We start from the raw sequence: 20,968 nt of genomic DNA, 5'->3' as shown, positions 1-20,968 counted from the left end.
GTGGGTCAGTCCATAGAAATGTCGACTGATCCACCGCCTTCGCGAGCAAGCCCGCTCCCACACTGGTTTTGCGGTGCTTTATAGGTCGGGTGTATTCAGCCCTTGCCTTTGGTGCGCGTCATATTCGGCCCACCACTCTTCTCCAGATGCTGAATGATGATCCCCGCCACATCCTTGCCGGTGGTGGTCTCAATTCCTTCCAGGCCCGGTGACGAGTTCACCTCCATCACCAGCGGCCCGTGGTTGGAGCGCAATATATCCACACCCGCCACGCTCAACCCCATGACCTTGGCTGCCCGCAGTGCGGTCATGCGTTCTTCCGGGGTGATCTTGATCAGGCTGGCACTGCCGCCACGGTGCAGGTTGGACCGAAACTCACCCGGCTTGGCCTGGCGCTTCATCGCGGCAATCACCTTGTCGCCCACCACGAAGCAGCGGATATCCGCACCGCCGGCTTCCTTGATGTACTCCTGCACCATGATGTTCTGTTTGAGGCCCATGAACGCCTCGATCACCGACTCGGCCGCAGTCGCGGTTTCACACAGCACCACGCCGATGCCCTGGGTGCCTTCCAGCACCTTGATCACCAGCGGCGCGCCGTTGACCATCTCGATCAGGTCGGGAATGTCATCCGGGGAGTGCGCAAAGCCGGTGACCGGCAAGCCAATGCCACGGCGCGACAGCAACTGCAGCGAGCGCAGCTTGTCCCGCGAACGGGCGATAGCCACCGATTCATTGAGGGGAGACACCCCCATCATTTCAAACTGGCGCAGTACCGCGCAGCCATAGAACGTCACGGAAGCACCGATACGCGGGATCACCGCATCGAAGCCTTCCAGCGGTTTGCCCCGGTAGTGGATCTGCGGCTTATGACTGGCAATGTTCATATAGGCGCGCAACGTATCGATCACCACCATCTCATGGCCACGTTCGGTGCCGGCCTCGACCAGGCGACGGGTGGAATACAGACGCGGGTTACGCGACAGCACAGCGATCTTCATGCAGCACCTGTGGCAGAGGTAGTAGAGACCGGGAACACCGGCTTGTCTTGAACGTATTTGACGCCGGGACTGACCACCAGTTGGCCGTCAATCAGGGCCTTGGAGCCCAGCAACAGGCGGTAACGCATGGCCTTGCGGCAGGCGAGGGTGAATTCCACCCGCCATACCCGATCGCCCAGGGCCAGGGTGGTGCTGATCACATACCGCACCTGGGCCTGGCCGTTGGAGCTTTTAATGGTTTTCATCGCCACCAGCGGTGCTTCGCAGCGCCGGTGACGCAGTTGCACCACGCTGCCCAGGTGCGCGGTGAAGCGCACCCACTTTGCACCGTCGCGCTCAAATGGCTCGATCTCGGTGGCATGCAGGCTTGAGGTACTGGCGCCGGTGTCGATCTTGGCGCGCAGGCCTGCCACTCCCAAGTCGGGAAGTGCCACCCACTCACGCAGACCCACAACGGTCAAATGGTCAAATGTCTTCAATATGAATAACCGGCAATTAATTCGCCCAGGCGGCGGGTGATACCTCGGCCAGGGCTTTGAATGCAGGCTTGGCGAACCAGTAGCCCTGCATCAGAAATATTCCACAGTCGGCGAGAAAGTCCCGCTCGCCGGCGCTTTCGATGCCCTCGGCGATGACAGTAACGCCCAACTGCTCACAGATTGTGACAATCCCCCGGACGATCACCTGACGGACACGATCACGGTCGACATCGCGGATCAGCGCCATGTCGAGTTTGATCAGGTCAGGTTGGAAATCGGCCAGCAGATTCAGCCCCGAATAGCCCGCCCCGAAATCGTCGATGGCGGTCTTGAAGCCGAATTCGCGGTATTCACGCAGAATATTCGTCAAATGGCGATAGTTATCTACATGCTCGCTTTCCAGGGTCTCGAAAATCAGCCGATCCAACGGAAAATTATGCGCCCGGGCCGCCTCCAGGGTGCTGCGGATGCACAGTTCTGGTCGATAGACCGCATTGGGCATGAAGTTGATTGAAAGGTGCGTCTGCATGTTGAGTGTCGAAGCGGTGGCGATCGCGCGGGTGCGGCATTGCTGGTCGAAACGGTAGCGATTGCTGTCGTTGACCTGATCCAGCACCGTCAACGCGCCCTCACCGTTGACGCCGCGCACCAAGGCTTCATGGGCAAAGACCGACTGGTCACGCAGGTCCACGATAGGCTGATACGCAAAGGCGAACTCAAAGCCCAGCGGCTCACTTTGCTGGCAGCCCGCACAGGCTTGTTTGGGCGAGGTCAGTGAAATGGGAAAGTCGGTCACACGTTAACCTCGCGAAAACAGGATGCTACCTGGCGTATCTTAGGTGAGCTCAAGGGTTTATGCGTTGAAGGGTTTCAGCGGTAAAGTTGCGACATTTTTCAGAGCGAGGAATTCAAGTGGCTCAGAAGCAGGAAGAGGAAGAAAAAGTCCGTTTGGACAAGTGGTTGTGGGCGGCGCGTTTCTTCAAGACCCGTGCGTTGGCCAAGGCGGCGATCGAGAGTGGCAAGGTGCATTGGCGCGGCGAGCGTTGCAAGCCCGGCAAGGAGCCGCGCATCGGCGATGAGTTCCAGATCCGTGCCGGGTTTGATGAACGAACCGTCGTGGTCCAGGCGCTTTCAATTGTGCGAAGGGGCGCTCCCGAGGCGCAGGCGTTGTATACCGAGACCGAAGCCAGCATCGCCAAGCGCGAAAACGCGGCGGCCATGCGCAAGGCGGGGTCCCTGGGCATGACCACCGACGGCAAGCCAAGCAAGAAACAGCGGCGTGACCTGTTCAAGTTTCGCGGCAGTGGCAATGATGATTAATCGGCAGACCGCAGGAGCCAGGTCGGCTCCTGCTATTTCAACTCAAACGCTGCGAATCACGCTCAAGCGCTTAACCAGCGGTACTCGCCGAAACAACTCAAACACCGGGCTCGTCACTCGCACCAGCCCCCGCGAAACCTTCGCTGCAAAGGGCGTGTAGTAACCCCAGCCCAACGCCAACAGCGCCAGCAACACCCCACCGATATAATCGTCCTGCCCCCAATGCGCACCGGCCACCAGCCGCGGCATCATGAACAGCAGCGCCAAGCCCCAGATCACCAGCACCTGCCCGATCCGCTTGGCAAACACGGTCATGAACATGCCCCAGATCAGCAATACCGATGCATGATCCCCCGGGAAGCTCTGGCTGGAGCGGTCCTTCAACTCCCATGTCTTCTCCAGGCCCGGGAAATAGTCGCTCATCTGAATCGCGCCGCTGATCACCATCGACGGGCTATGGTGTTGCCAGCCCATCTGCGCCGCCAGCTTGGAAAACAGCATGCGGATAAACAGCAACAGCAGCAGAATGCCCAGGAAGCCGAAAAACGCCTGGCGCACTTCAATCGCCTTGAACACCCAGTCGCCACGGATCAACAGCGTCAGCAGAATCACCCCGACCACCGCGTCAAACGGCCGCAAACTGGCCACCGCCCACACATGCAGCCACGCGGAGCTGCTTGCCAGCGGGTCATTGAGCAGATGAAACAGCCACTCGTCGAAAACCGTGCAGAGCGCCTGGCCCGCCGGCCAGAGCCAAAAACACAGCAGCCCCACAGCGAGTAAATTACACAGGGCCAATCGACCGAGGTCCCACCTGGCTTGGAACAAACCCGGATTGTTCATAAACTGTTTCCTCTTAGCTTTAAAGCGCTTCGTTTTCCCGCAGAAGGCCGCACCAAAACGGTGCTAAAGCGTGTAATTCTATAAACCTTGTCATCTTTTTGTCATCAATTCAGATACCCAGACCTATGACTGATCTACCGGATACCGACTTCACCCAACGCTTCATCTTCGACGACAGCGACGCCCGCGGCGAACTGGTCGCCCTGGAGCGCAGCTATGCCGAAGTCCTCGCCAAGCACCCCTATCCGGAGCCGGTCGCGCAATTGCTCGGCGAACTGATGGCGGCTGCCTCGCTGCTGGTGGGCACCCTGAAGTTCGATGGCTTGCTGATCCTGCAGGCCCGCTCCGAAGGCCCGATCCCGCTGCTGATGATCGAATGCTCCAGCGAGCGCGAAATCCGTGGGCTGGCCCGCTACGACGCGGACCGCATCGCCGCCGATGCGACCCTGGCTGACCTGATGCCAGGCGGCGTGCTGGCCCTGACCGTCGACCCGACGGTAGGCCAGCGTTACCAGGGTATCGTCGACCTCGACGGCGAAACCCTGTCCGACTGCTTCACCAATTATTTCGTGATGTCCCAGCAAGTGGGCACCCGCTTCTGGCTCAACGCCGACGGCAAGCGCGCCCGTGGCCTGCTGCTGCAACAACTGCCGGCCGACCGCATCAAGGACGAAGAAGACCGCGCCGACAGCTGGGCCCACATCACCGCCCTGGCCGGCACCCTGAAAGCCGAAGAGTTGCTGGGCCTGGATAACGAAACCATCCTGCACCGCCTCTACCACGAAGAGGCCGTGCGCCTGTTCGACGTGCAGTCCCTGCGCTTCCACTGCAGCTGCTCCCGCGAACGCTCGGCCACGGCCCTGGTCAGCCTGGGCCTGGAAGATGCGCAGGACCTGGTGGTGGAACACGGTGGCAACATCGAGATCGACTGCCAGTTCTGTAACCAGCGCTACCTGTTCGACGCCGCCGATATTGCTCAATTATTCGCCGGCGCGGGCGTAGACACCCCTTCAGGCACCCGCCACTAAAACGTTTAAGCACAGGTAAATCACCTGACAAACGCCGGATTTCCGCCGTTCTGACCGGAGGGCCCTACTCTTTTTGGGCTTTTCTGGCATAATCCGGCCCACTTTTTTCGCGGTAGTAGTGCGCAACTTTCTACTACAAAACGTTTGGAGCACTCGGCCACTGGCCGACGGGGAACCTCATGACGCAAGCCAATAACGCCGTATACACCGATCTGAGTGTTGACGATCTGGTCAAAGAAGCCCTGCAGCGCGGTGAAGGCGTGCTTGCCGATACCGGTGCGCTGGTCGTAGAAACCGGTCACCGTACCGGCCGTTCGCCAGTCGACCGCTTCATCGTTGAAGAGCCTTCCACCCAGGCTGCCATTGCCTGGGGCCCGATCAACCGCAAGTTCCCGGCCGACAAGTTCGATGCCCTGTGGGCTCGCGTCGAGGCATTCAACAACGCGCAAGAGCATTTCGTTTCCCACGTTCACGTAGGGGCTGCAGAAGACCACTACCTGGCCGTGAAAATGACCACCCAGACTGCCTGGCAGAACCTGTTCGGTCGTTGCCTGTTCATCAACCCGGCCCAGTACAACCCGGCCGGTCGTGAAGAGTGGCAAGTGCTCAACGTGGCCAACTTCGAATGCGTGCCAGAGCGTGACGGCACCAACTCCGACGGTTGCGTGATCCTCAACTTCGCCCAGAAAAAAGTCCTGATCGCCGGCATGCGTTACGCCGGTGAGATGAAAAAAGCCATGTTCTCGGTGCAGAACTTCCTGCTGCCGGCCTCCGACGTGCTGCCGATGCACTGCGCAGCCAACATCGGCGAAGCCGGCGACGTGACCCTGTTCTTCGGTCTGTCGGGCACCGGTAAAACCACCCTGTCCGCCGACGAAAGCCGCTACCTGATCGGCGACGACGAACACGGCTGGGGCGAAGGTGTGGTGTTCAACATCGAAGGCGGTTGCTATGCCAAGTGCATCGACCTGTCCGAGAAGAACGAGCCGGTGATCTGGAAAGCCATCAAGCACGGCACCGTGCTCGAAAACGTGGTGATCGACGATGCCAAGCACGCCGACTACACCAACGTCAGCCTGACCCAGAACAGCCGCGCCGCCTACCCGCTGGAGCACGTGGCCAAGCGTTCCGAGAAAAACCTCGGTGGCGAGCCAAACGCTGTGATCTTCCTGACCTGCGACCTGACCGGCGTACTGCCGCCCGTGTCGATCCTCAGCGAAGAACAAGCGGCCTACCACTTCCTGTCCGGCTACACCGCTCTGGTGGGCTCGACCGAAATGGGTTCGGGCGGCGGCATCAAGTCGACCTTCTCCACCTGCTTCGGCGCGCCATTCTTCCCACGCCCGGCTGGTGAATACGCAGAACTGCTGATCAAGCGCGTGCGCGGCTTCGGCTCCAAGGTCTACCTGGTCAACACCGGCTGGACCGGCGGCGGCTACGGCGTTGGCAAGCGCTTCAACATCCCGACCACCCGTGGCGTGATTGCAGCGATCCAGAGCGGTGCGTTGATTGGTGCCGAGACCGAGCACCTGGACACCATCAACCTGGACGTGCCATTGGCTGTACCGGGCGTCGAGACTGGCCTGTTGAACCCACGTAACACCTGGGCTGACAAGGCTGCCTACGATGAAGCGGCGAAAGCGCTGGCGGGTCTGTTCATCGAGAACTTCAAGAAGTTTGAAGTGAGCGATGCGATCAAGGCTGCGGGTCCGAAGTTGTAAGATTCGGCCGTTGTGAAAAAGCCGCCCCTAGTGGGCGGCTTTTTTGTGGGCGAAGGATCAGTCGACGAGGTGCAGAACCACGGCTCCCACTAACACCAGCACCACACCGGTCACTTGCACCGCTGACAGCCGCTCCTTGAAAAACACAAACCCCAGAATCGCGGCGATCCCACCGGACAGGGTGCTGATCACCGTCACCACGGAAACCGACCCCGCCATTGCGCCCCACGAGAACGCCGAGAACCCACCCAGGTTCATCAGGCTCGCGCTGGTCAGCGTTGCGCAGTTTTTCAGCGGTGGGATTTTCAGGCCGTCTTTGATCTTAAGCACCATCAACACCAGGACGCACAGGCCAACCAAATACCCAAGCCAAAGCATCGTGACCGGGCCAAGCGTCGGCAGGGTGTAGCGGCCCTGCACCCAAAAGCTTGTGCCGTAGAGCAACGCTGCGAGCATCGCGTAGGCGATTGAGCGGCTGGAACTGTTGTGAGGGACGCCATTGTCCTTGTGAATGCTGGACAGGATCACGCCAATTACGCAGAGAGCGATGCAGCCGAGTTGGATCAGGCTGATGTGTTCGCCGCTGGCCCATGACAGCAAAGTAGTCACGACACCGTAGGACGTCACCAGCGGCGCGACAATCGCCGCTTTGCCCAGCGAGAAGGCCTTGGACAGCGCAAGGGCGCCGGAGACGGTCAGCAGGGCTGCTGCGGCTCCCAGGAGCCACACACTCAAAGGCGCCGCGAGGGATTTGACGAGGAAGGCCGGGAATATGACCAGCAGCAGGGTCATGATCAGGAAGCCCAGCGCCTGGCCGAAGTACACCGCGCGTTTGACGCCGACAGCTCGGGCGTTGAGGCCCACGAGGAAGTCCGTGCCGCCCCAGAGCAGGGCGGCCAGCAGGCCCATTATTACGTCCATGTAAGGTCCTTGGTTGTAGGTGCGAGCTTGCTCGCGAAGGTCGTTAACGATAATGCGGGCTTTCAGGGGGAACGCGGCGCTCTCAGGTTTTTCGCGAGCAAGCTCGCTCCTACAGGTTTTCCAGGGTTTGCGTGTCCCAGCGTTGGGCCTTGATAGCCAGGTAAAGCATGCCGATGGTCAGCGGGATTTTGTCGCCGCGGCCTTTGGCTCTGTGCTTCAGGAAGACATCGAAGACGGGAGGTTGGAAATAACGATAAGCGTCGTAGTCGTTCAAGTCGACAGCGAAGTCTTGCTCCAGAGCTTCCATCAATTGATTGGCTTCGGTGCCGTCGCAGCCCAGTTCGAGGTTGATGGCGGTTTCAAGGCGCAACGTCTTATGTTCGGGCAGGCCAATTTCTTCATGCAGCAGTTGCAGGAGCTGCTGCATCGCGATGTCTTCGGGGAAGTTGGGGGCCAGGTTCATGGTGGTTACGCGAGAGTGGGTGGAGGCGACCGACTTTATCGATGGCACCGCGATCCTTCAAACGAAACTGGTCAAATGTGGGAGGCGGGCTTGCCCGCGATGGCGGTGTTTCAGTGGTAAAGGTGTTGTCTGACACTCCGCTATCGCAGGCAAGCCAGCTCCCACATTTGATCGTTCCCACGCTCCGCGTGGGAATGCATCCCGTGACGCTCCGCGTCACCAGTGTTCATGGCTTGGGTCGTGCGCGGATGACGGGACGCGGAGCGTCCCTGGCGGCATTCCCACGCGGAGCGTAGGGAACGATCGGGGCTAGCGCGGGGTGCTGATACACCGCTCGAAAATCGCCTCCAACCCCCGATAATCGCACGCCACCGCATCGATGTTCGCCGGTATCCACGCTGCGTTCTTCACCAGCCACCAGTTCACTGAAAACCCGGCATTCACGATGATCTGCTCGAACAGAATCCGCTGCGCCCGGCCATTCCCTTCGCGAAACGGGTGGATCACGTTGAGGTCGCCATAGGCCTCGGCAATTTGCGTCACCAACTCTGCCTGGGTAACCCCGACAAACCAGTTGGCCTGCGCCATGTGCTGGATGATCTTGCTCGCCTCAGGCGGGATACGCTCCGGTGTGCAGAACAGCGTGTCGCCTTTCTGGATGTTGACCGTACGCAGTTCCCCGGCCCATTCGTAAATGTCTGCGAACAGGGTGCGGTGGATGTGTTGCAGGCGTTCCAGGTCGTAGGGCGGGGGATACAGCGGAAGGCTGCCGACAGCGATTTCAGACAGTTCCCGCTCGGCCTGGTGCAGGCGTTCTTCGTCAAACAAATCGAGGCGGTTACGCAGGACGCTGCTACCGGGGTAGCAGTACGGGTCCTGGCCCACGCCATATTTGTCGAGCATCAGCGTGGGGTGTTGCGGTACTTGGCGAGGACGGCTTCGCGGGTCGGCAGGGGTTTGTCGACGTCGGCGGGCTGGGTGTCGAACCCTTCCAGGCGCAGGCTGGCCAGGTAGTTGGAACGACGGATCTTGTCGTAGTGATCCTGCTTTTGCTCAAACGTCAGTTCGGCCATGACAGCGTCCTCTCGGTGCGAAGGTTGATTGTAGCGCAATGAGTTTCGAGATGCGTCCCGCGTAAGGTTGGAACGATTCTTACGGGTGCCTACTCCACTTCCCAGGCTGTGTATCATCCAGACTCTTTTTTCCTTGCGACCTTTCTCGATTCGCTGAATGCGCTGGTCTATGTTTTGGGCTCGTTCAGCGGTCAATGGAGTGACAGCTTATGCACAACACCCTCCAACAGGTCTTTGGTTATCCACAGTTTCGTTTGGGCCAGGAGGCGGTGGTCAGTGCCGTGCTGGCCGGCCGTTCGGCGGCGGCGATTTTTCCCACCGGTTCCGGCAAGTCCCTGTGTTATCAACTTTCCGCCGTGTTGCTGCCGCACCTGACGCTGGTGGTGTCGCCATTGCTGGCGCTGATGCAGGACCAGTTGGGTTTCCTGCAGCGCCACGGTATCTCGGCGGGCAGCATCGACTCGGCCCAGAGCCGCGATGATGCCAATGACGTCATGGCCCGGGCGCGTTCGGGCGAGCTGAAGATCCTGATGGTTTCCGTGGAGCGCTTGAAGAACGAGCGCTTTCGCAACTTCCTGCAAAGCGTGCCGATCTCGCTGCTGGTGGTGGATGAGGCTCACTGCATTTCCGAATGGGGCCATAACTTTCGCCCGGACTACCTGAAGCTGCCGGATTACCAACGCCAGTTCCGCATCCCCCAGGCGCTGCTGCTGACCGCCACGGCGACGCCCAAGGTGATCGCCGACATGCAGGCCAAGTTCGCCATTGCACCTGACGATGTGATCACCACCGGCTTCTACCGCTCCAACCTCAACCTGCTGGTTGAGCCCGTCAGTGGCCAGGACAAGCGACGACGGCTGGTGACGTGGATGCAGGAGCGAGCCAATCAGCCAAGCATCGTCTACGTCACGCTGCAAAAAACCGCGGAGCAGATTGCCGAGCATTTGAATCGCAATGGAATCCAGGCCGAGGCTTATCACGCGGGCCTGGCTCACGATAAGCGGGAGGCCATTCAGAAGCGATTCATGGGCGGGCAGTCCAACTGCATCGTCGCCACCATTGCCTTCGGCATGGGCATCGACAAAAGCGATATCCGCAACGTGGTGCACTTCGACCTGCCCAAATCCATCGAGAACTACAGCCAGGAAATCGGCCGCGCCGGGCGTGACGGGCAGCCGTCTGAGTGTCTGGTTCTGGCCAACCGCGACAGCCTGAATATCCTGGAAAACTTTGTGTACGGCGATACGCCGGAACAGGAAGGTATTCGCCGAGTCCTGGAGGAAATACAGGCGGTCCGTGCCGATGGACAGTGGGAGTTTATGCTCCGGTCACTGTCGGACCACAGCAACATCCGTGAACTACCGCTGAAGACCTTGCTCGTGCAGCTTGAACTCAAGGGTGTGATTGCGCCGCGCTACGCGTTTTATGCCGAATACCGCTTCAAGTATTTGATTGAACCAGAGGCATTGCTGGCGCGTTTTACCGGCGAGCGGCAGCAGTTTGTCGAAGCGATTATCCAGGTCTGCAAACGGGCGAAAACCTGGGCGACGGTGGACTTCGACGCGCTGTATCAACAGCACCAGGCCGAGCGCAGCCGGGTGGTGAAGGCCCTGGATTACTTTCAGGAACAAGGCCTGATCGAGATGGAAAGCCGGCAGATGACCGAGGTTTACGCCCTGCTGTATACCGACTTCGATCCACAGGCGCTGAGCACGGAGTTATACACAGGCTTCAAGCAGCATGAGGTGACGGAGGTGGCGCGAATTCACGCCATGCTGGATCTGTTCGCGACACAGGAGTGCCTGGGTTACCGCCTGGCGCACTATTTCGGCGATGAAAACGCGCCCCGGCAGTGCGGGCACTGCTCGGTGTGCCACGGTAACGTCGCCCACTTGCCGGCGCCGCCGAGCTTGCCGCCGCTTGTGGATAAAAACTTTCTCGCGCTGTGCGGTGAATTTATCCACAGCCACCATGAATACAGCGGCGACTTGCCGAGCGCGGAGCGGCTGACACGGTTTTTATGCGGTCTCAGCGTGCCGTTGTTTACCAAGCTGAAGGCACGAGGGATTCCAGGTTTCGCGGTACTGGAGGAGTATCCCTATGCAGAGGTTCGTGAATGGGCGGAGGCAGGGTTGGAGGCACTCTGATTTCCGGCCTGGAGGGTCGCGCTTTCCCTTCCAGTGGCAGACGCCGCCGACAGCCGGACCGTGCCCGCAGGTGAGAAGGTTTGACGCTTCACTTCTTCTGCAAAGGAATTGCCCATGGCTTTTGGTTTTTCTCGTGGTGTTGTCCCCGGCGTCTTGCTGTTCGCCGGGTTGCTGGTCGCACAAGGCACGCTGGCCTCGGTCATCCCGTTGAGCGTGAATGACTGTCGGCAGATGCAGCTTCGCAACACCATCACCGCCGCCAATCCATTGCCCTGCGCACGCCTGGCGCGGGTGACGTTCAGCTATGTGGACTTTGGCGGAGTGCTGCATAACAACGGGCAGCTTGTAGTGCTGGATGCCATCGCGCCCCATGTGGAGGAGATCTTCAGGCAGTTGCTGCAACGTCGGTTCCCGGTGCATCAGGCGGTCAGGCTGGAAACCTATCGAGGCAACGACAAGGTCTCGATGGCCCGCAACAATACCAGTGGTTTTAATGGGCGCCAGGTCAGTGGCGCTTCGGGGTGGTCGCTGCACGCCTATGGCGCCGCAATTGACCTTAACCCTCTGCAAAACCCATTCGTTTTGTTCGGGCGTAACCCGCGAGGTGAATTCACCGGCCAGGCCACTGTTGAGCCCAGGGCAAGTACCGCAAATGCCGTTAACCGCCTGGATGCCCGCCCCGGCAAGCCGGCGCGCCCTGGCCGGGCAGAAGAGGTGATTGACCTGTTCGCCGAACACGGCTTTTTGACCTGGGGTGGTTATTGGGATTTTCCGCTGGATTACCAACACTTCCAGATCGGCCGGCGTTCGTTCGTGGAGTATCTGGCGCGGGTCACGCCGCAGCAGGCCAGCGCTGCAGTCGAGACCTATATCACCGCCTATCGCCAGTGCCTGCAGCAATCGGCCGAGACGGATCAAGCGCTCAAGCGTATGGCGTGCGTCCAGCAAACGATTGAGCAAAGCCCAACCTAGGCTTGCGGGTAGTGCTTGAACCCAGTATCAAGAGAGCCTCCTCCTGCCCGGGTTTTACCGATGACCAACGCCATGCCACAACGCGCCGATTACCGCCACTTCCAGCCGATCATCACGCGCTGGCACGACAACGATGTATATGGCCATGTGAATAACGTCACCTACTACAGCTTCTTCGACACCGCGGTGAATACCTACCTGATCGAGCAGGGCGGGTTGGATATTCATGACGGCGAAGTGGTTGGGTTTGTGGTGAGTTCGGCGTGCGACTACTTCGCCTCGATTGCCTTTCCGGACCGCATCGAGATCGGCCTGCGGGTGGGCAAGTTGGGCAACAGTTCGGTGCAGTATGAGTTGGCGGTGTTCAAGGCGGGAGAAGAAGATGCCTGTGCTGCGGGGAGGTTTGTGCATGTGTTTGTGGATCGGGCGTCGAACCAGCCGGTGACGATCCCGGGGATGTTGCGCGAGGCGTTACAGCGATTGGTGATCTGAATACGATCTGCGAAGCAATGAAAATCAAATGTGGGAGCGGCGGTGCGACGATTCGACTTGCTCGCGAAGGCGTTGTATCAGCCAATACATCCGGCGACTGATCCACCGCCTTCGCGAGCAAGTCGAATCGTCGCACCGCCGCTCCCACATTAAACCCGCGTTGTTCTTTCGATTCGCGTGTTACCGGTGGTGGCGATAGTGATGCTTGTTTTTGCGATGCCCATAAGCATGGCCGCGCCCGCGATGGTCGTCGCGGTCATAGCGGCGGTTATCACGCCCACGGTAACGACGATCATCGTCATCGCTCTTGTTGCCCATGTAGTTGCCCAGTGCGCCACCGGCGCCACCGCCGGCTGCTGCGCCGATCAGGCTGCCGGTGCTGCCGCCGACACTGCGACCCACCACGTTGCCGCCGGCCGCGCCCAATGCGCCGCCAATGGCTGCTTCACCGCGGCTGCGCTTGTCTGCGCCCACCGCACTGCCGCCTGCGCCGCCAAGAGCCGCACCGATGGCTGAACCAGTGTTACCGCCCAACTGCTGACCTACGACAGAACCTAGAACCCCGCCCAATGCGCCGCCCACACCGGCTTCGGTGGTGCCACCGGCCATGGCTGCGCCACTGACCAGGCCAAGGGACAACAAGAGAATCGAGGAGAACTTCATAGAGGAACCTCAAGAGGATGACGGCGCGATCCTGAGGTTGTATCGAGACGGTGACAATCGAAACCCGACCAGTGGTATGGGTTGTATACAATTCTCTAAGTTACTGTTTTGTATGAGGAACTTAAGTGAGTTTTGCGAGTCTTTAGTTACTTCGGAACGGCCGCTTTTATGCAAAAGCGGCCTTTTTTGTGCCCGTAAGAAACTCGGGTGCTGTCTGTGGCGAGGGAGCTTGCTCCCTCGCCACAATGAGGTGTCGCTTAGGCCGACTTCGCCATGATCAAGCCGGTTGCACTCGCTGCTTCCAGGCGGATCGCTACAAACTTCGACGTTGGCGTATGGCTGCCATCCCCCGTGCTTTCCAGCGGCACCAGCGGATTCACTTCCGGGTAATAAGCCGCAGCCTGCCCCGCCGGAATATCAAATGCCAGCAAGGTAAAGCCCTTCACCCGACGCTCACGGCCGTCGTCCCAGATCGACACGATGTCAGCCTTCTGCCCCGGCTTGAAGCCCAGGCGGATGATGTCGGCTTCATTGACGAACAACACATCCCGCTGGCCCTTGACCCCACGATAGCGGTCGTCCAGGCCATAGATGGTGGTGTTGTACTGATCGTGGGAGCGCATCGACTGCATGATCAGGTCCGGCAATTGCCCGGTGTTGCGGGTGCGTTCGTGCACCAGGTCCTTGGGCAGGATGTTCGGGCGGAAGTTGGCGCGGCCCGACGGGGTGTTCCAGCGACGGGCGCCAGCCGAGTTGCCCAGGTAGAAACCGCCCGGGTTTTTCAGGCGCTCGTTGAAGTCCTTGAAGCCCGGAATGGTGTCGGCGATCAGGTCGCGAATACGGTCGTAATCGGCCACCAGCCAGTTCCAGTCCACCGGCTTGCTGCCCAGGGTGGCGGCGGCAATGCCCGCTAGAATCGCAGGCTCGGATTTCATCTGTTTCGACAGCGGCTGCAGTTGGCCGTTGGAGGCATGGACCATGCTGAATGAGTCTTCAACGGTCACGGCTTGCGGACCTTCGGCCTGGATGTCGATGTCGGTGCGGCCCAGGCATGGCAGGATCAGCGCGTCCTTGCCATGCATCAGGTGGCTGCGGTTGAGCTTGGTGCTGATCTGTACGGTCAGGTCGCAATTGCGCAGTGCTTCAAAGGTGCGTGGGCTGTCCGGCGTGGCTTGGGCGAAGTTGCCGCCCAGGCCGATAAAGACCTTGGAGCGGCCTTCGAGCATGGCGTGAATCGCTTCCACCACGTTGTGGCCGTTATCGCGCGGTACCTGGAACTGGAAACGACGCTCCAGGGAATCGAGGAACGCCACCGGTGGCCGTTCGTTGATGCCCATGGTGCGGTCGCCCTGCACGTTACTGTGGCCACGCACCGGGCACAGGCCTGCGCCCGGGCGGCCGATGTTGCCGCGCAGCAGCATCAGGTTGGCGATTTCCTGGATGGTCGGCACCGAGTGGCGATGCTGGGTGATGCCCATCGCCCAGCACATGATCACGTTCTTGCCTTTGGCGTACATGCGCGCCGCTTGCTCGATCTCTACCAGGGTCAGGCCGGACTGCTCGACGATTTCATCCCATGAGGTGTCGTCGATCTTGCCCAGGTAATCCAGCACGTTGGCGGTGTGTTCGTTGAGGAAGTCGTGGTCGAACACGGCCTCCTTGCCTTCGGCCTGGGCCTGGCGTTCCCACAGCAGCAGGAACTTGGCCATGCCCCGCAGGATGGCCATGTCGCCTCCCAGCGCCGGGCGGAAGTAGGCGGTGTTGGTTGGCTTGTCGCCGTTGGTGAGCATTTCCAGCGGGTGTTGCGGGTGCTGGAAGCGTTCCAGGCCACGCTCTTTCAGCGGGTTGATGCACACCACCTGGGCGCCGCGTTTTACCGCTTCGCGCAGTGGCTCCAGCATGCGTGGGTGGTTGGTGCCGGGGTTCTGGCCCCAGACGAAAATCGCGTCCGCATGCTCGAAGTCATCGAAGGTCACGGTGCCTTTGCCCACGCCCACACTTTGCGCCAGGGCGACGCCGCTGGCTTCGTGGCACATGTTCGAGCAGTCCGGGAAGTTGTTGGTGCCGTAGGCGCGCACAAACAGTTGATAGAGGTAAGCCGCTTCGTTGCTGGCCCGGCCCGAGGTATAGAACTCGGCCATGTCCGAGTTTGGCAGCGCATTGAGGTGCTTGCCGATCAAGTCGAAAGCCGATTCCCAACTGATAGGTTTGTAACGGTCGGTTTCGGCGTCGTAGCTCATCGGCTCGGTCAGGCGGCCCTGGTACTCCAGCCAGTAGTCGCTCTGCTCCAGCAGCGCGCTGACGCTGTGCTTGGCGAAGAATGCCGCGTCGACCCGGCGCTTGGTGGCTTCCCAGTTGACCGCCTTGGCACCGTTTTCGCAGAACTTGACCATGCCGCTTTCCGGCGAGTCGCCCCAGGCGCAGCCCGGGCAGTCGAAGCCGCCGTTCTGGTTGGTCTTGAGCATCATGCGGATGTTTTTCAGCGCGTTGTCGCTGGTCAGCCAGGCTTGCGCCACGCTGATCAGTGCGCCCCAACCACCCGCCGGGCCTTTATAGGGCTTGTAGCGCGGGGTGGGTTTGTCGTCGGCTTGATGATGATTACTCACGCTTGATTCTCCATCGCAGGGCTATAGACCCGCGGCGCACTTTTCTGCGGCAGGTGGATGAGATTGAGGTTGTGCCGGCGAGCCCATTGCAGGGCCAGGCCGGTGGGCGACGACAGGCTGACCAGGGTCTGGATGCCTGCACGCAGGACTTTCTGGATCAGTTCGAGGCTGCAGCGACTGGTAACAATCGCCAGGCCGCCGTCGGTCGGAATCTTTTGGCGGATCAGCGCACCGATCAGCTTGTCGAGGGCGTTATGCCGGCCGATGTCTTCACGGCCCAGCAGCAATTCGCCCTGGTTGTTCATGAACACCGCCGCATGCACCGCGCCGCTGTACTGGCCCAGCGGTTGGAACGCGCTGATGCGCTGGCGCAGGCCATCCAGCCATTCGGCAGGCGGCAACGGCGCGCCGGGCAACACCTTGAGGTTGGGCAGCGCCTGCTCCACGGCTTCTACGCCGCACAGCCCACAGCCGCTGGTGCCGGCGAGTTGCCGGCGCTGCTGCTTCATATTCCAGAACGCGCGGCTGGAAATCTGCACCTGAGCGTATTGGGTCGAGCCCGAACCGCTGATTTTCAGGTCATAAATGTCGCTAACGTCTTCGATAATGCCGCTACCGATGCTGAATCCGACGATAAAGTCTTCAAGGTCGGTCGGCGTCACCAGCATCACCGCCTGGCTGATGTCGTTATAGGCAATCGCCAACGCAACTTCCTCGGCAAGCGCGGTGCTGGCCGATTCGGTGTGTTCGAGATTACAAAACTGGTAGCTCTGGCTGGCGGCGGGCGCGGGCGTTTCGAGGGCGGGCGCCGCGCAGACTGGGCGCTGGGCGTTCATTGGGCATTACCACCGGGAGTATTCAGCTGTAAGACTAGGCGCGACAAAGGGTCGCGTCTAATCGTCAGTACTGATCTACCGATAGATGCCGTCGATCAAGTCTCGATCAGCGATTTCTGATACAGCGCAAAACACGCTTCCGCCAAGGCCGAACGGGGTGCACTGCGGCGCATGATCAACCCCAGGCGAGCCAAAGTGTGAGCATCTTCAATGGGTTGCAGGCGCAGGTGCTCGGTGAGGGCGTCGAGGCCGCCGTCCAGTGGCATCACCGCGCAACACAGGCCGCCGTGCACCGCTTGTAACAATTGATGGACGGCATCGGTCTGCAACAGTGGCTGCGGGTTGAGGCTACGGCTGTGGAAGTTATGGTCGATGGACTGGCGAAAGTGCATGCCGCTGGTGAGCATGCCCAAGGGCAGTTCGATCAGCGCCTCCCAACTCAGGGGCTTGTCGCCGAAGCTGAAGAACCGTTGGTCGTACAGCAGGCCCATGCGGGTTTCGCCCAGGGCCAGGGAGTCGAAACGTTCGGCGTCCAGGCGCTCGAGGTACGACACACCGAGGTCCAGGCGGTTGCTGGCAAGTTGTTCAAGGATTTGCTCGGAGCTTAACGCGGACAACTCAAAGCGCAGGCTGGGGTGTTCCTTGTGCAGCTTCTGCATCAACGCCAGCGGATCGAAGCTCGACAACGGCACCACCCCCAGGCGCAACGTGCCTACCAGGTTGCCGCGACACGCAGCGGCCTCGGCCTGCAAGCCGTCATAGGCCGCCAGCACCGTGCGTGCCCAGGCCAGCACGCGTTCGCCGGGGGCGGTAAAGCCTTCGAAGCGCTGCCCGCGATTGACCAGCGGCAACTGCAGCTCTTCCTCCAGGCTGCGCAGGCGCATCGACAGGGTCGGCTGGGTGATATGGCAGCGCGCCGCCGCCTGGCCGAAGTGACGGGTTTCGTCGAGGGCGATGAGGAATTTCAGCTGTTTGATGTCCATCTTCGCTCCGGGCTTATTCCAATGCGGTGGGATTCTAGCGTGTTTGGGTCTTTGGTCAGGCTGGAACCCAATTCTGTAGGACTGGTCTAGTCTTTGGCATCTGGAAATTAAATCCCAAGGAGAGTGCACCATGAGTCTTTTAAGCTTTGTTAAGGAAGCAGGCGAGAAGTTGATTGACCTGTTGACACCGGGTAATGCCAACGCGAGCGAGCAGTTAAAAGAGCACGTGGCCAAGGTTGGATTGGGTAACCCCAATGTGCAAACCACCGTCGACGGTGACAAGGTGACCGTGACAGGTGAAGTCGCCAGCCAGGAAGAGAAAGAGAAGATATTGCTGGCGCTGGGCAACATCGCCGGCGTTGCGAGTGTTGATGACCAGATCACCGTTTCCGGTCCTGCTGTCGCGGCGGCCCGCTTTGTCGTGGTGAAAAAGGGCGACACCCTGAGCGCTATTTCGCTGGCGGTGTATGGCAACGCCAACCAGTACAACAAAATCTTCGAGGCCAACAAGCCGCTGCTGTCCCATCCGGACAAAATCTACCCAGGGCAGACGCTGCGTATTCCTGAGTAATCCGCGGACCCAATGTGGGGGCGGGCTTGCTCGCGAATACGGTGGATCAGTCAATATATTCAGTGGCTGACACACCGTATTCGCGAGCAAGCCCGCTCCCACATTGGACCTTCAGTGTTGTTACAAACCTACGATCAAGTCCCGGTAATCCCCAACCGCCGCAAACTCCGCCGTGTCCTTGGGCCCCTTCCGGCTGTCCGGTTCCTTCACCGCCAGCAAGTGCCCCACGCCAAAATCCCGGGCGCTGCGCAGGATCGGCAAGGTGTCGTCGATAAACAGGCTGCGGGCCGGGTCGAAGGCGATGTCGGCGTGCAGGGCGTCCCAGAACTGCGGGTTTTCCTTGGCGAAACCATAGTCATGGGAGCTGATCAGTCGCTCGAAATAAGGCGCCAACTCGATGCGTTCCAGCTTCAACGACAGCGAATCCCGATGGGCGTTGGTGATCAGGATCACCCGCTTGCCCGCCTGTTTGATCGCCGCCAGGAAGGTGTCGGCATCCGGGCGCAAGGCAATCAGGTGTGCGGTTTCCAGCTTGAGCTCGCGCACCGGGATCTTGAGTTCGGCGCTCCAGAAATCCAGGCAATACCATTGCAACTGTCCGGCGTTACGCTCGAACAGCGGCTGCAGCTCCATCTCGGCCATGGCCCGGCTCACACCATGCAACTCGGCATAGCGCTGGGGCAGGTGCTCCATCCAGAAATGGTTGTCGAAGTGCAGGTCGAGCAAGGTGCCGTCCATGTCCAGTAGGACGGTGTCGATGGCGTGCCAGGGCAATGGAGGCATAAAGAACACTCATGTAAGAAAAGATATCCGACACAGACAATCGGAAAAGCCACGGTATAGTAACCCGATCACGCCAAGGAGCCGCTCATGCGCCAGAAACCCACCGTCCTCGCCCGCGAAATAGTCGCCAGTAGCCGTTTGTTCCGCGTGGAGGAAGTGCAATTGCGCTTTTCCAATGGCGTGGAGCGGACCTACGAGCGCCTGGTGGGCAGGGGGGCCGGTTATGGCGCGGTGATGATCGTGGCGATGATCGACTCGGACCATGCGTTGCTGATCGAAGAATATTGCGGCGGCACCGACGAGTATGAACTGTCACTGCCCAAGGGCCTGATCGAACCGGGCGAAGACGTGTTGGCGGCAGCCGACCGTGAGCTCAAGGAAGAAGCCGGTTTCGGCGCCCACCAGTTGGAGCACATCACCGAGCTGTCGCTGTCCCCCGGCTACATGAGCCAGAAAATTCAGGTGGTGCTGGCCACCGAACTGTATGAAGAGCGCCTGGAAGGCGACGAGCCCGAGCCGATGCGCGTCGACCGGGTCAACCTGCGGGAGCTCTCGCAGTTGGCGCAGAACGAGCAGTTCAGCGAGGGCCGCGCGTTGGCCGCGCTGTACCTGGTACGCGACCTGTTGACTCAACGTGGAGCGTTCCAGCCATGAGCGAACTGTTCCTGGGTCACCCGTTTATTGCCCCCGCGATCGAATTGGCCCGCCAGGCTGGCGAGGTCATCCTGCCGTATTGGCGCGCCGATGTTGCCGTCACCACCAAGACCGATGATTCACCGGTCACTGCCGCCGACTTGGCTGCCCATCACTTGATCCTCGCCGGGCTGACTGCGTTGGACCCGAGCATTCCGGTGCTCTCGGAGGAAGACGCCGACATTGACCAGAGCGTGCGCGCCGGTTGGCAGCGCTGGTGGCTGGTGGACCCGCTGGATGGCACCAAGGAATTCATCTCCGGCAGCGAGGAGTTCACCGTCAACATCGCGCTGATCGAAAAAGGTCGCGTGGTGTTCGGTGTGGTGTCGATGCCTACCAGCGGTCGGTGCTACTTCGGGGGTGCCGGGCTGGGTGCCTGGCGTTCCGATGTAGGTGCTGCGCCCAAGCAAATCCAGGTGCGCCAGACCCCGGCGAGCGGTGAAGCATTTACCGTGGTTGCCAGTCGTCGCCATACGAGCCCTGAACAGGATCGCTTGCTCGCTGGCTTGAGTGCCGGATTGGGCGAGCTGAAGCTGGCCAATATCGGCAGTTCTTTGAAGTTTTGCCTGTTGGCTGAGGGCAGCGCCGATTGCTATCCGCGCCTGGCGCCCACCTCGCAGTGGGACACGGCGGCCGCGCAAGGGGTGCTGGAAGGGGCGGGTGGGGAAGTGCTGGAGCTGGATGGGCAGCCTTTCAGTTACCCGGCGCGGGCGTCGTTGTTGAACCCGTTCTTCCTGGCATTGCCGGCTAAAGCGGAGTGGCGTGAGCGGTTGCTGACCCTGGCCCGGTCTTAAGCACAGCGCCGATCAAAAATGTGGGAGCGGGCTTGCTCGCGACGGCAGTGTGTCAGTCACCAGATGTATTGGCTGATCCGCCGCTTTCGCGAGCAAGCCCGCTCCCACATTTGTTATGTGTGCAGGACGTACTGCCCGGTAAAGGCCACGGCCCGCTCTTCACTGCCCTCGTTGACGATCCACGTCTCCAGCGCCAAGCGCGCCCGGCCATAACGCTTGTAGGTGGCGACGAATCGCTTCCACACCTTGTCATCAGGCGCCTGGCAAATCGCCGTCGCATCGGTAGTCACCGGCAGCGGATAACTGATCTGCCCTTCCTGAATCACGATGTGCCCGTCTTCAATCCCTTCCTCGCGCAACTGCAAATGCAGCCAGCCCCAACCTGCCAGCACGGCGCCGCAATACAGGCTGCCGCCAAACATGGTGCTCTTGTGGTTGATGTTGGCGTCGAGAGGCAAGCGCAGTTGCAGCTGCCGGTCCTGCCAGTCGATAACCTTGAGGCCCATTTCCCGGGTCAGGGGAATGTCGTGGTGAAGGATCGATTCCAGGTAACGGCTATCGCGACTCATGGTGGCCTCG

The 20,968-nt window shown here is 60.4% G+C and carries 23 protein-coding genes and 1 pseudogene; 10 read left to right on the top strand and 14 right to left on the bottom strand.

Annotation, left to right across the window (positions count from 1 at the left end; translation table 11 throughout):
• Positions 1–95: 95 nt before the first annotated feature.
• Genes rimK through HX807_RS05595 form a run of 3 tightly spaced genes read right to left on the bottom strand, consistent with a single transcriptional unit; the run spans position 96 to position 2,276 of the window.
• Positions 96–1,001 (bottom strand): 30S ribosomal protein S6--L-glutamate ligase, encoded by a 906-nt coding sequence (gene rimK / locus HX807_RS05605; protein WP_003213178.1) that lies wholly within the window; start codon positions 999–1,001, stop codon positions 96–98.
• A complete protein-coding gene (locus HX807_RS05600; protein WP_371132397.1) occupies positions 998–1,462 on the bottom strand; it encodes an ATP-dependent zinc protease in 465 nt (154 codons plus the stop codon). Before HX807_RS05600 ends, rimK begins: the two co-directional genes overlap by 4 nt.
• Before the next feature lie 34 nt (positions 1,463–1,496).
• A complete protein-coding gene (locus tag HX807_RS05595) occupies positions 1,497–2,276 on the bottom strand; it encodes an EAL domain-containing protein (protein WP_003213183.1) in 780 nt (259 codons plus the stop codon).
• A gap of 116 nt (positions 2,277–2,392) precedes the next feature.
• Between HX807_RS05595 and HX807_RS05590 the strand changes: the two genes are divergently transcribed.
• Positions 2,393–2,800, top strand: coding sequence for an RNA-binding S4 domain-containing protein (locus HX807_RS05590; RefSeq protein WP_003213184.1), 408 nt, complete (start codon positions 2,393–2,395; stop codon positions 2,798–2,800).
• Positions 2,801–2,842: 42 nt separating this feature from the next.
• Here the strand turns inward: HX807_RS05590 and HX807_RS05585 are convergent, their stop codons facing one another.
• Positions 2,843–3,643, bottom strand: coding sequence for a phosphatase PAP2 family protein (locus HX807_RS05585; RefSeq protein WP_177049463.1), 801 nt, complete (start codon positions 3,641–3,643; stop codon positions 2,843–2,845).
• A gap of 125 nt (positions 3,644–3,768) precedes the next feature.
• Here HX807_RS05585 and hslO point away from each other — a divergent pair, with 125 nt between their 5' ends.
• Together hslO and HX807_RS05575 are read left to right on the top strand one after the other, a co-directional pair.
• Positions 3,769–4,671: an Hsp33 family molecular chaperone HslO gene (gene hslO, locus HX807_RS05580; RefSeq protein WP_177049462.1), complete on the top strand. Its 903-nt coding sequence runs from the start codon at positions 3,769–3,771 to the stop codon at positions 4,669–4,671.
• A gap of 179 nt (positions 4,672–4,850) precedes the next feature.
• Positions 4,851–6,392, top strand: a complete 1,542-nt coding sequence (locus HX807_RS05575) for a phosphoenolpyruvate carboxykinase (RefSeq protein WP_003213191.1) — start codon at positions 4,851–4,853, stop codon at positions 6,390–6,392.
• A gap of 57 nt (positions 6,393–6,449) precedes the next feature.
• Here the strand turns inward: HX807_RS05575 and HX807_RS05570 are convergent, their stop codons facing one another.
• Complete coding sequence (locus HX807_RS05570; RefSeq protein WP_087692724.1) at positions 6,450–7,301, bottom strand: DMT family transporter; 852 nt, start codon at positions 7,299–7,301, stop codon at positions 6,450–6,452.
• A gap of 21 nt (positions 7,302–7,322) precedes the next feature.
• Between HX807_RS05570 and HX807_RS31595 the strand changes: the two are divergent.
• Positions 7,323–7,445, top strand: a pseudogene (locus tag HX807_RS31595) (outer membrane lipoprotein carrier protein LolA); the annotation flags it as partial.
• Here the strand turns inward: HX807_RS31595 and HX807_RS05565 are convergent.
• The 3 genes from HX807_RS05565 to HX807_RS05555 form a co-directional block, all read right to left on the bottom strand.
• Entirely contained in the window at positions 7,423–7,776 is a 354-nt protein-coding gene (locus tag HX807_RS05565) for a DUF1493 family protein (protein WP_134325549.1), read from the bottom strand. The pseudogene HX807_RS31595 and the gene HX807_RS05565 overlap by 23 nt on opposite strands.
• 309 nt (positions 7,777–8,085) lie before the next feature.
• Positions 8,086–8,679 carry a putative adenosine monophosphate-protein transferase Fic gene (locus tag HX807_RS05560; RefSeq protein ID WP_003213199.1) on the bottom strand — a complete coding sequence of 198 codons (594 nt, stop codon included), beginning with the start codon at positions 8,677–8,679 and terminating at the stop codon, positions 8,086–8,088.
• A complete protein-coding gene (locus HX807_RS05555) occupies positions 8,679–8,849 on the bottom strand; it encodes a YhfG family protein (protein WP_003213201.1) in 171 nt (56 codons plus the stop codon). Before HX807_RS05555 ends, HX807_RS05560 begins: the two co-directional genes overlap by 1 nt.
• A 209-nt stretch (positions 8,850–9,058) precedes the next feature.
• Between HX807_RS05555 and HX807_RS05550 the strand changes: the two genes are divergently transcribed.
• From HX807_RS05550 to HX807_RS05540, 3 genes are all read left to right on the top strand, one after another.
• On the top strand, positions 9,059–10,996 hold the full coding sequence (locus HX807_RS05550) for an ATP-dependent DNA helicase RecQ (protein ID WP_177049460.1): 1,938 nt from the start codon (positions 9,059–9,061) through the stop codon (positions 10,994–10,996).
• Between the two features lie 114 nt (positions 10,997–11,110).
• Positions 11,111–11,968 (top strand): M15 family metallopeptidase, encoded by an 858-nt coding sequence (locus HX807_RS05545; RefSeq protein WP_003213205.1) that lies wholly within the window; start codon positions 11,111–11,113, stop codon positions 11,966–11,968.
• 60 nt (positions 11,969–12,028) lie between these two features.
• A complete protein-coding gene (locus HX807_RS05540; RefSeq protein WP_003213207.1) occupies positions 12,029–12,460 on the top strand; it encodes a thioesterase family protein in 432 nt (143 codons plus the stop codon).
• 180 nt (positions 12,461–12,640) lie between these two features.
• On the opposite strand, the gene HX807_RS05535 is transcribed toward HX807_RS05540, so the two are convergent.
• The 4 genes from HX807_RS05535 to HX807_RS05520 form a co-directional block, all read right to left on the bottom strand.
• A complete protein-coding gene (locus tag HX807_RS05535) occupies positions 12,641–13,123 on the bottom strand; it encodes a glycine zipper domain-containing protein (RefSeq protein WP_008435777.1) in 483 nt (160 codons plus the stop codon).
• Positions 13,124–13,380: 257 nt separating this feature from the next.
• Positions 13,381–15,729, bottom strand: a complete 2,349-nt coding sequence (locus HX807_RS05530) for an FdhF/YdeP family oxidoreductase (protein ID WP_177049459.1) — start codon at positions 15,727–15,729, stop codon at positions 13,381–13,383.
• Positions 15,726–16,565 (bottom strand): formate dehydrogenase accessory sulfurtransferase FdhD, encoded by an 840-nt coding sequence (gene fdhD / locus HX807_RS05525; RefSeq protein ID WP_008435774.1) that lies wholly within the window; start codon positions 16,563–16,565, stop codon positions 15,726–15,728. Before fdhD ends, HX807_RS05530 begins: the two co-directional genes overlap by 4 nt.
• Positions 16,566–16,660: 95 nt before the next feature.
• Positions 16,661–17,548 (bottom strand): LysR family transcriptional regulator, encoded by an 888-nt coding sequence (locus HX807_RS05520; RefSeq protein WP_177049458.1) that lies wholly within the window; start codon positions 17,546–17,548, stop codon positions 16,661–16,663.
• Between the two features lie 130 nt (positions 17,549–17,678).
• Between HX807_RS05520 and lysM the strand changes: the two genes are divergently transcribed.
• The gene (gene lysM / locus HX807_RS05515; protein WP_003213215.1) at positions 17,679–18,119 is read left to right on the top strand and encodes a peptidoglycan-binding protein LysM; all 441 of its coding nucleotides are present in this window, start codon (positions 17,679–17,681) and stop codon (positions 18,117–18,119) included.
• A 120-nt stretch (positions 18,120–18,239) separates the two neighbouring features.
• Here lysM and yrfG read toward each other — a convergent pair whose 3' ends face one another.
• The gene (gene yrfG, locus HX807_RS05510) at positions 18,240–18,902 is read right to left on the bottom strand and encodes a GMP/IMP nucleotidase (RefSeq protein WP_003213217.1); all 663 of its coding nucleotides are present in this window, start codon (positions 18,900–18,902) and stop codon (positions 18,240–18,242) included.
• 87 nt (positions 18,903–18,989) lie between these two features.
• Between yrfG and nudE the strand changes: the two genes are divergently transcribed.
• Entirely contained in the window at positions 18,990–19,556 is a 567-nt protein-coding gene (nudE, locus tag HX807_RS05505) for an ADP compounds hydrolase NudE (protein ID WP_076018169.1), read from the top strand.
• Complete coding sequence (gene cysQ, locus HX807_RS05500) at positions 19,553–20,389, top strand: 3'(2'),5'-bisphosphate nucleotidase CysQ (protein WP_008435771.1); 837 nt, start codon at positions 19,553–19,555, stop codon at positions 20,387–20,389. The genes nudE and cysQ overlap by 4 nt, the downstream gene beginning before the upstream one ends.
• Positions 20,390–20,502: 113 nt before the next feature.
• Here the strand turns inward: cysQ and HX807_RS05495 are convergent, their stop codons facing one another.
• A complete protein-coding gene (locus HX807_RS05495; RefSeq protein ID WP_003213222.1) occupies positions 20,503–20,958 on the bottom strand; it encodes a YiiD C-terminal domain-containing protein in 456 nt (151 codons plus the stop codon).
• Positions 20,959–20,968 lie beyond the last annotated feature (10 nt).

Origin of the sequence: Pseudomonas sp. D8002 (assembly GCF_013385695.1) — a bacterium.
GTDB lineage: Bacteria > Pseudomonadota > Gammaproteobacteria > Pseudomonadales > Pseudomonadaceae > Aquipseudomonas.
This window is presented reverse-complemented; position numbering and strand designations above follow the sequence as displayed.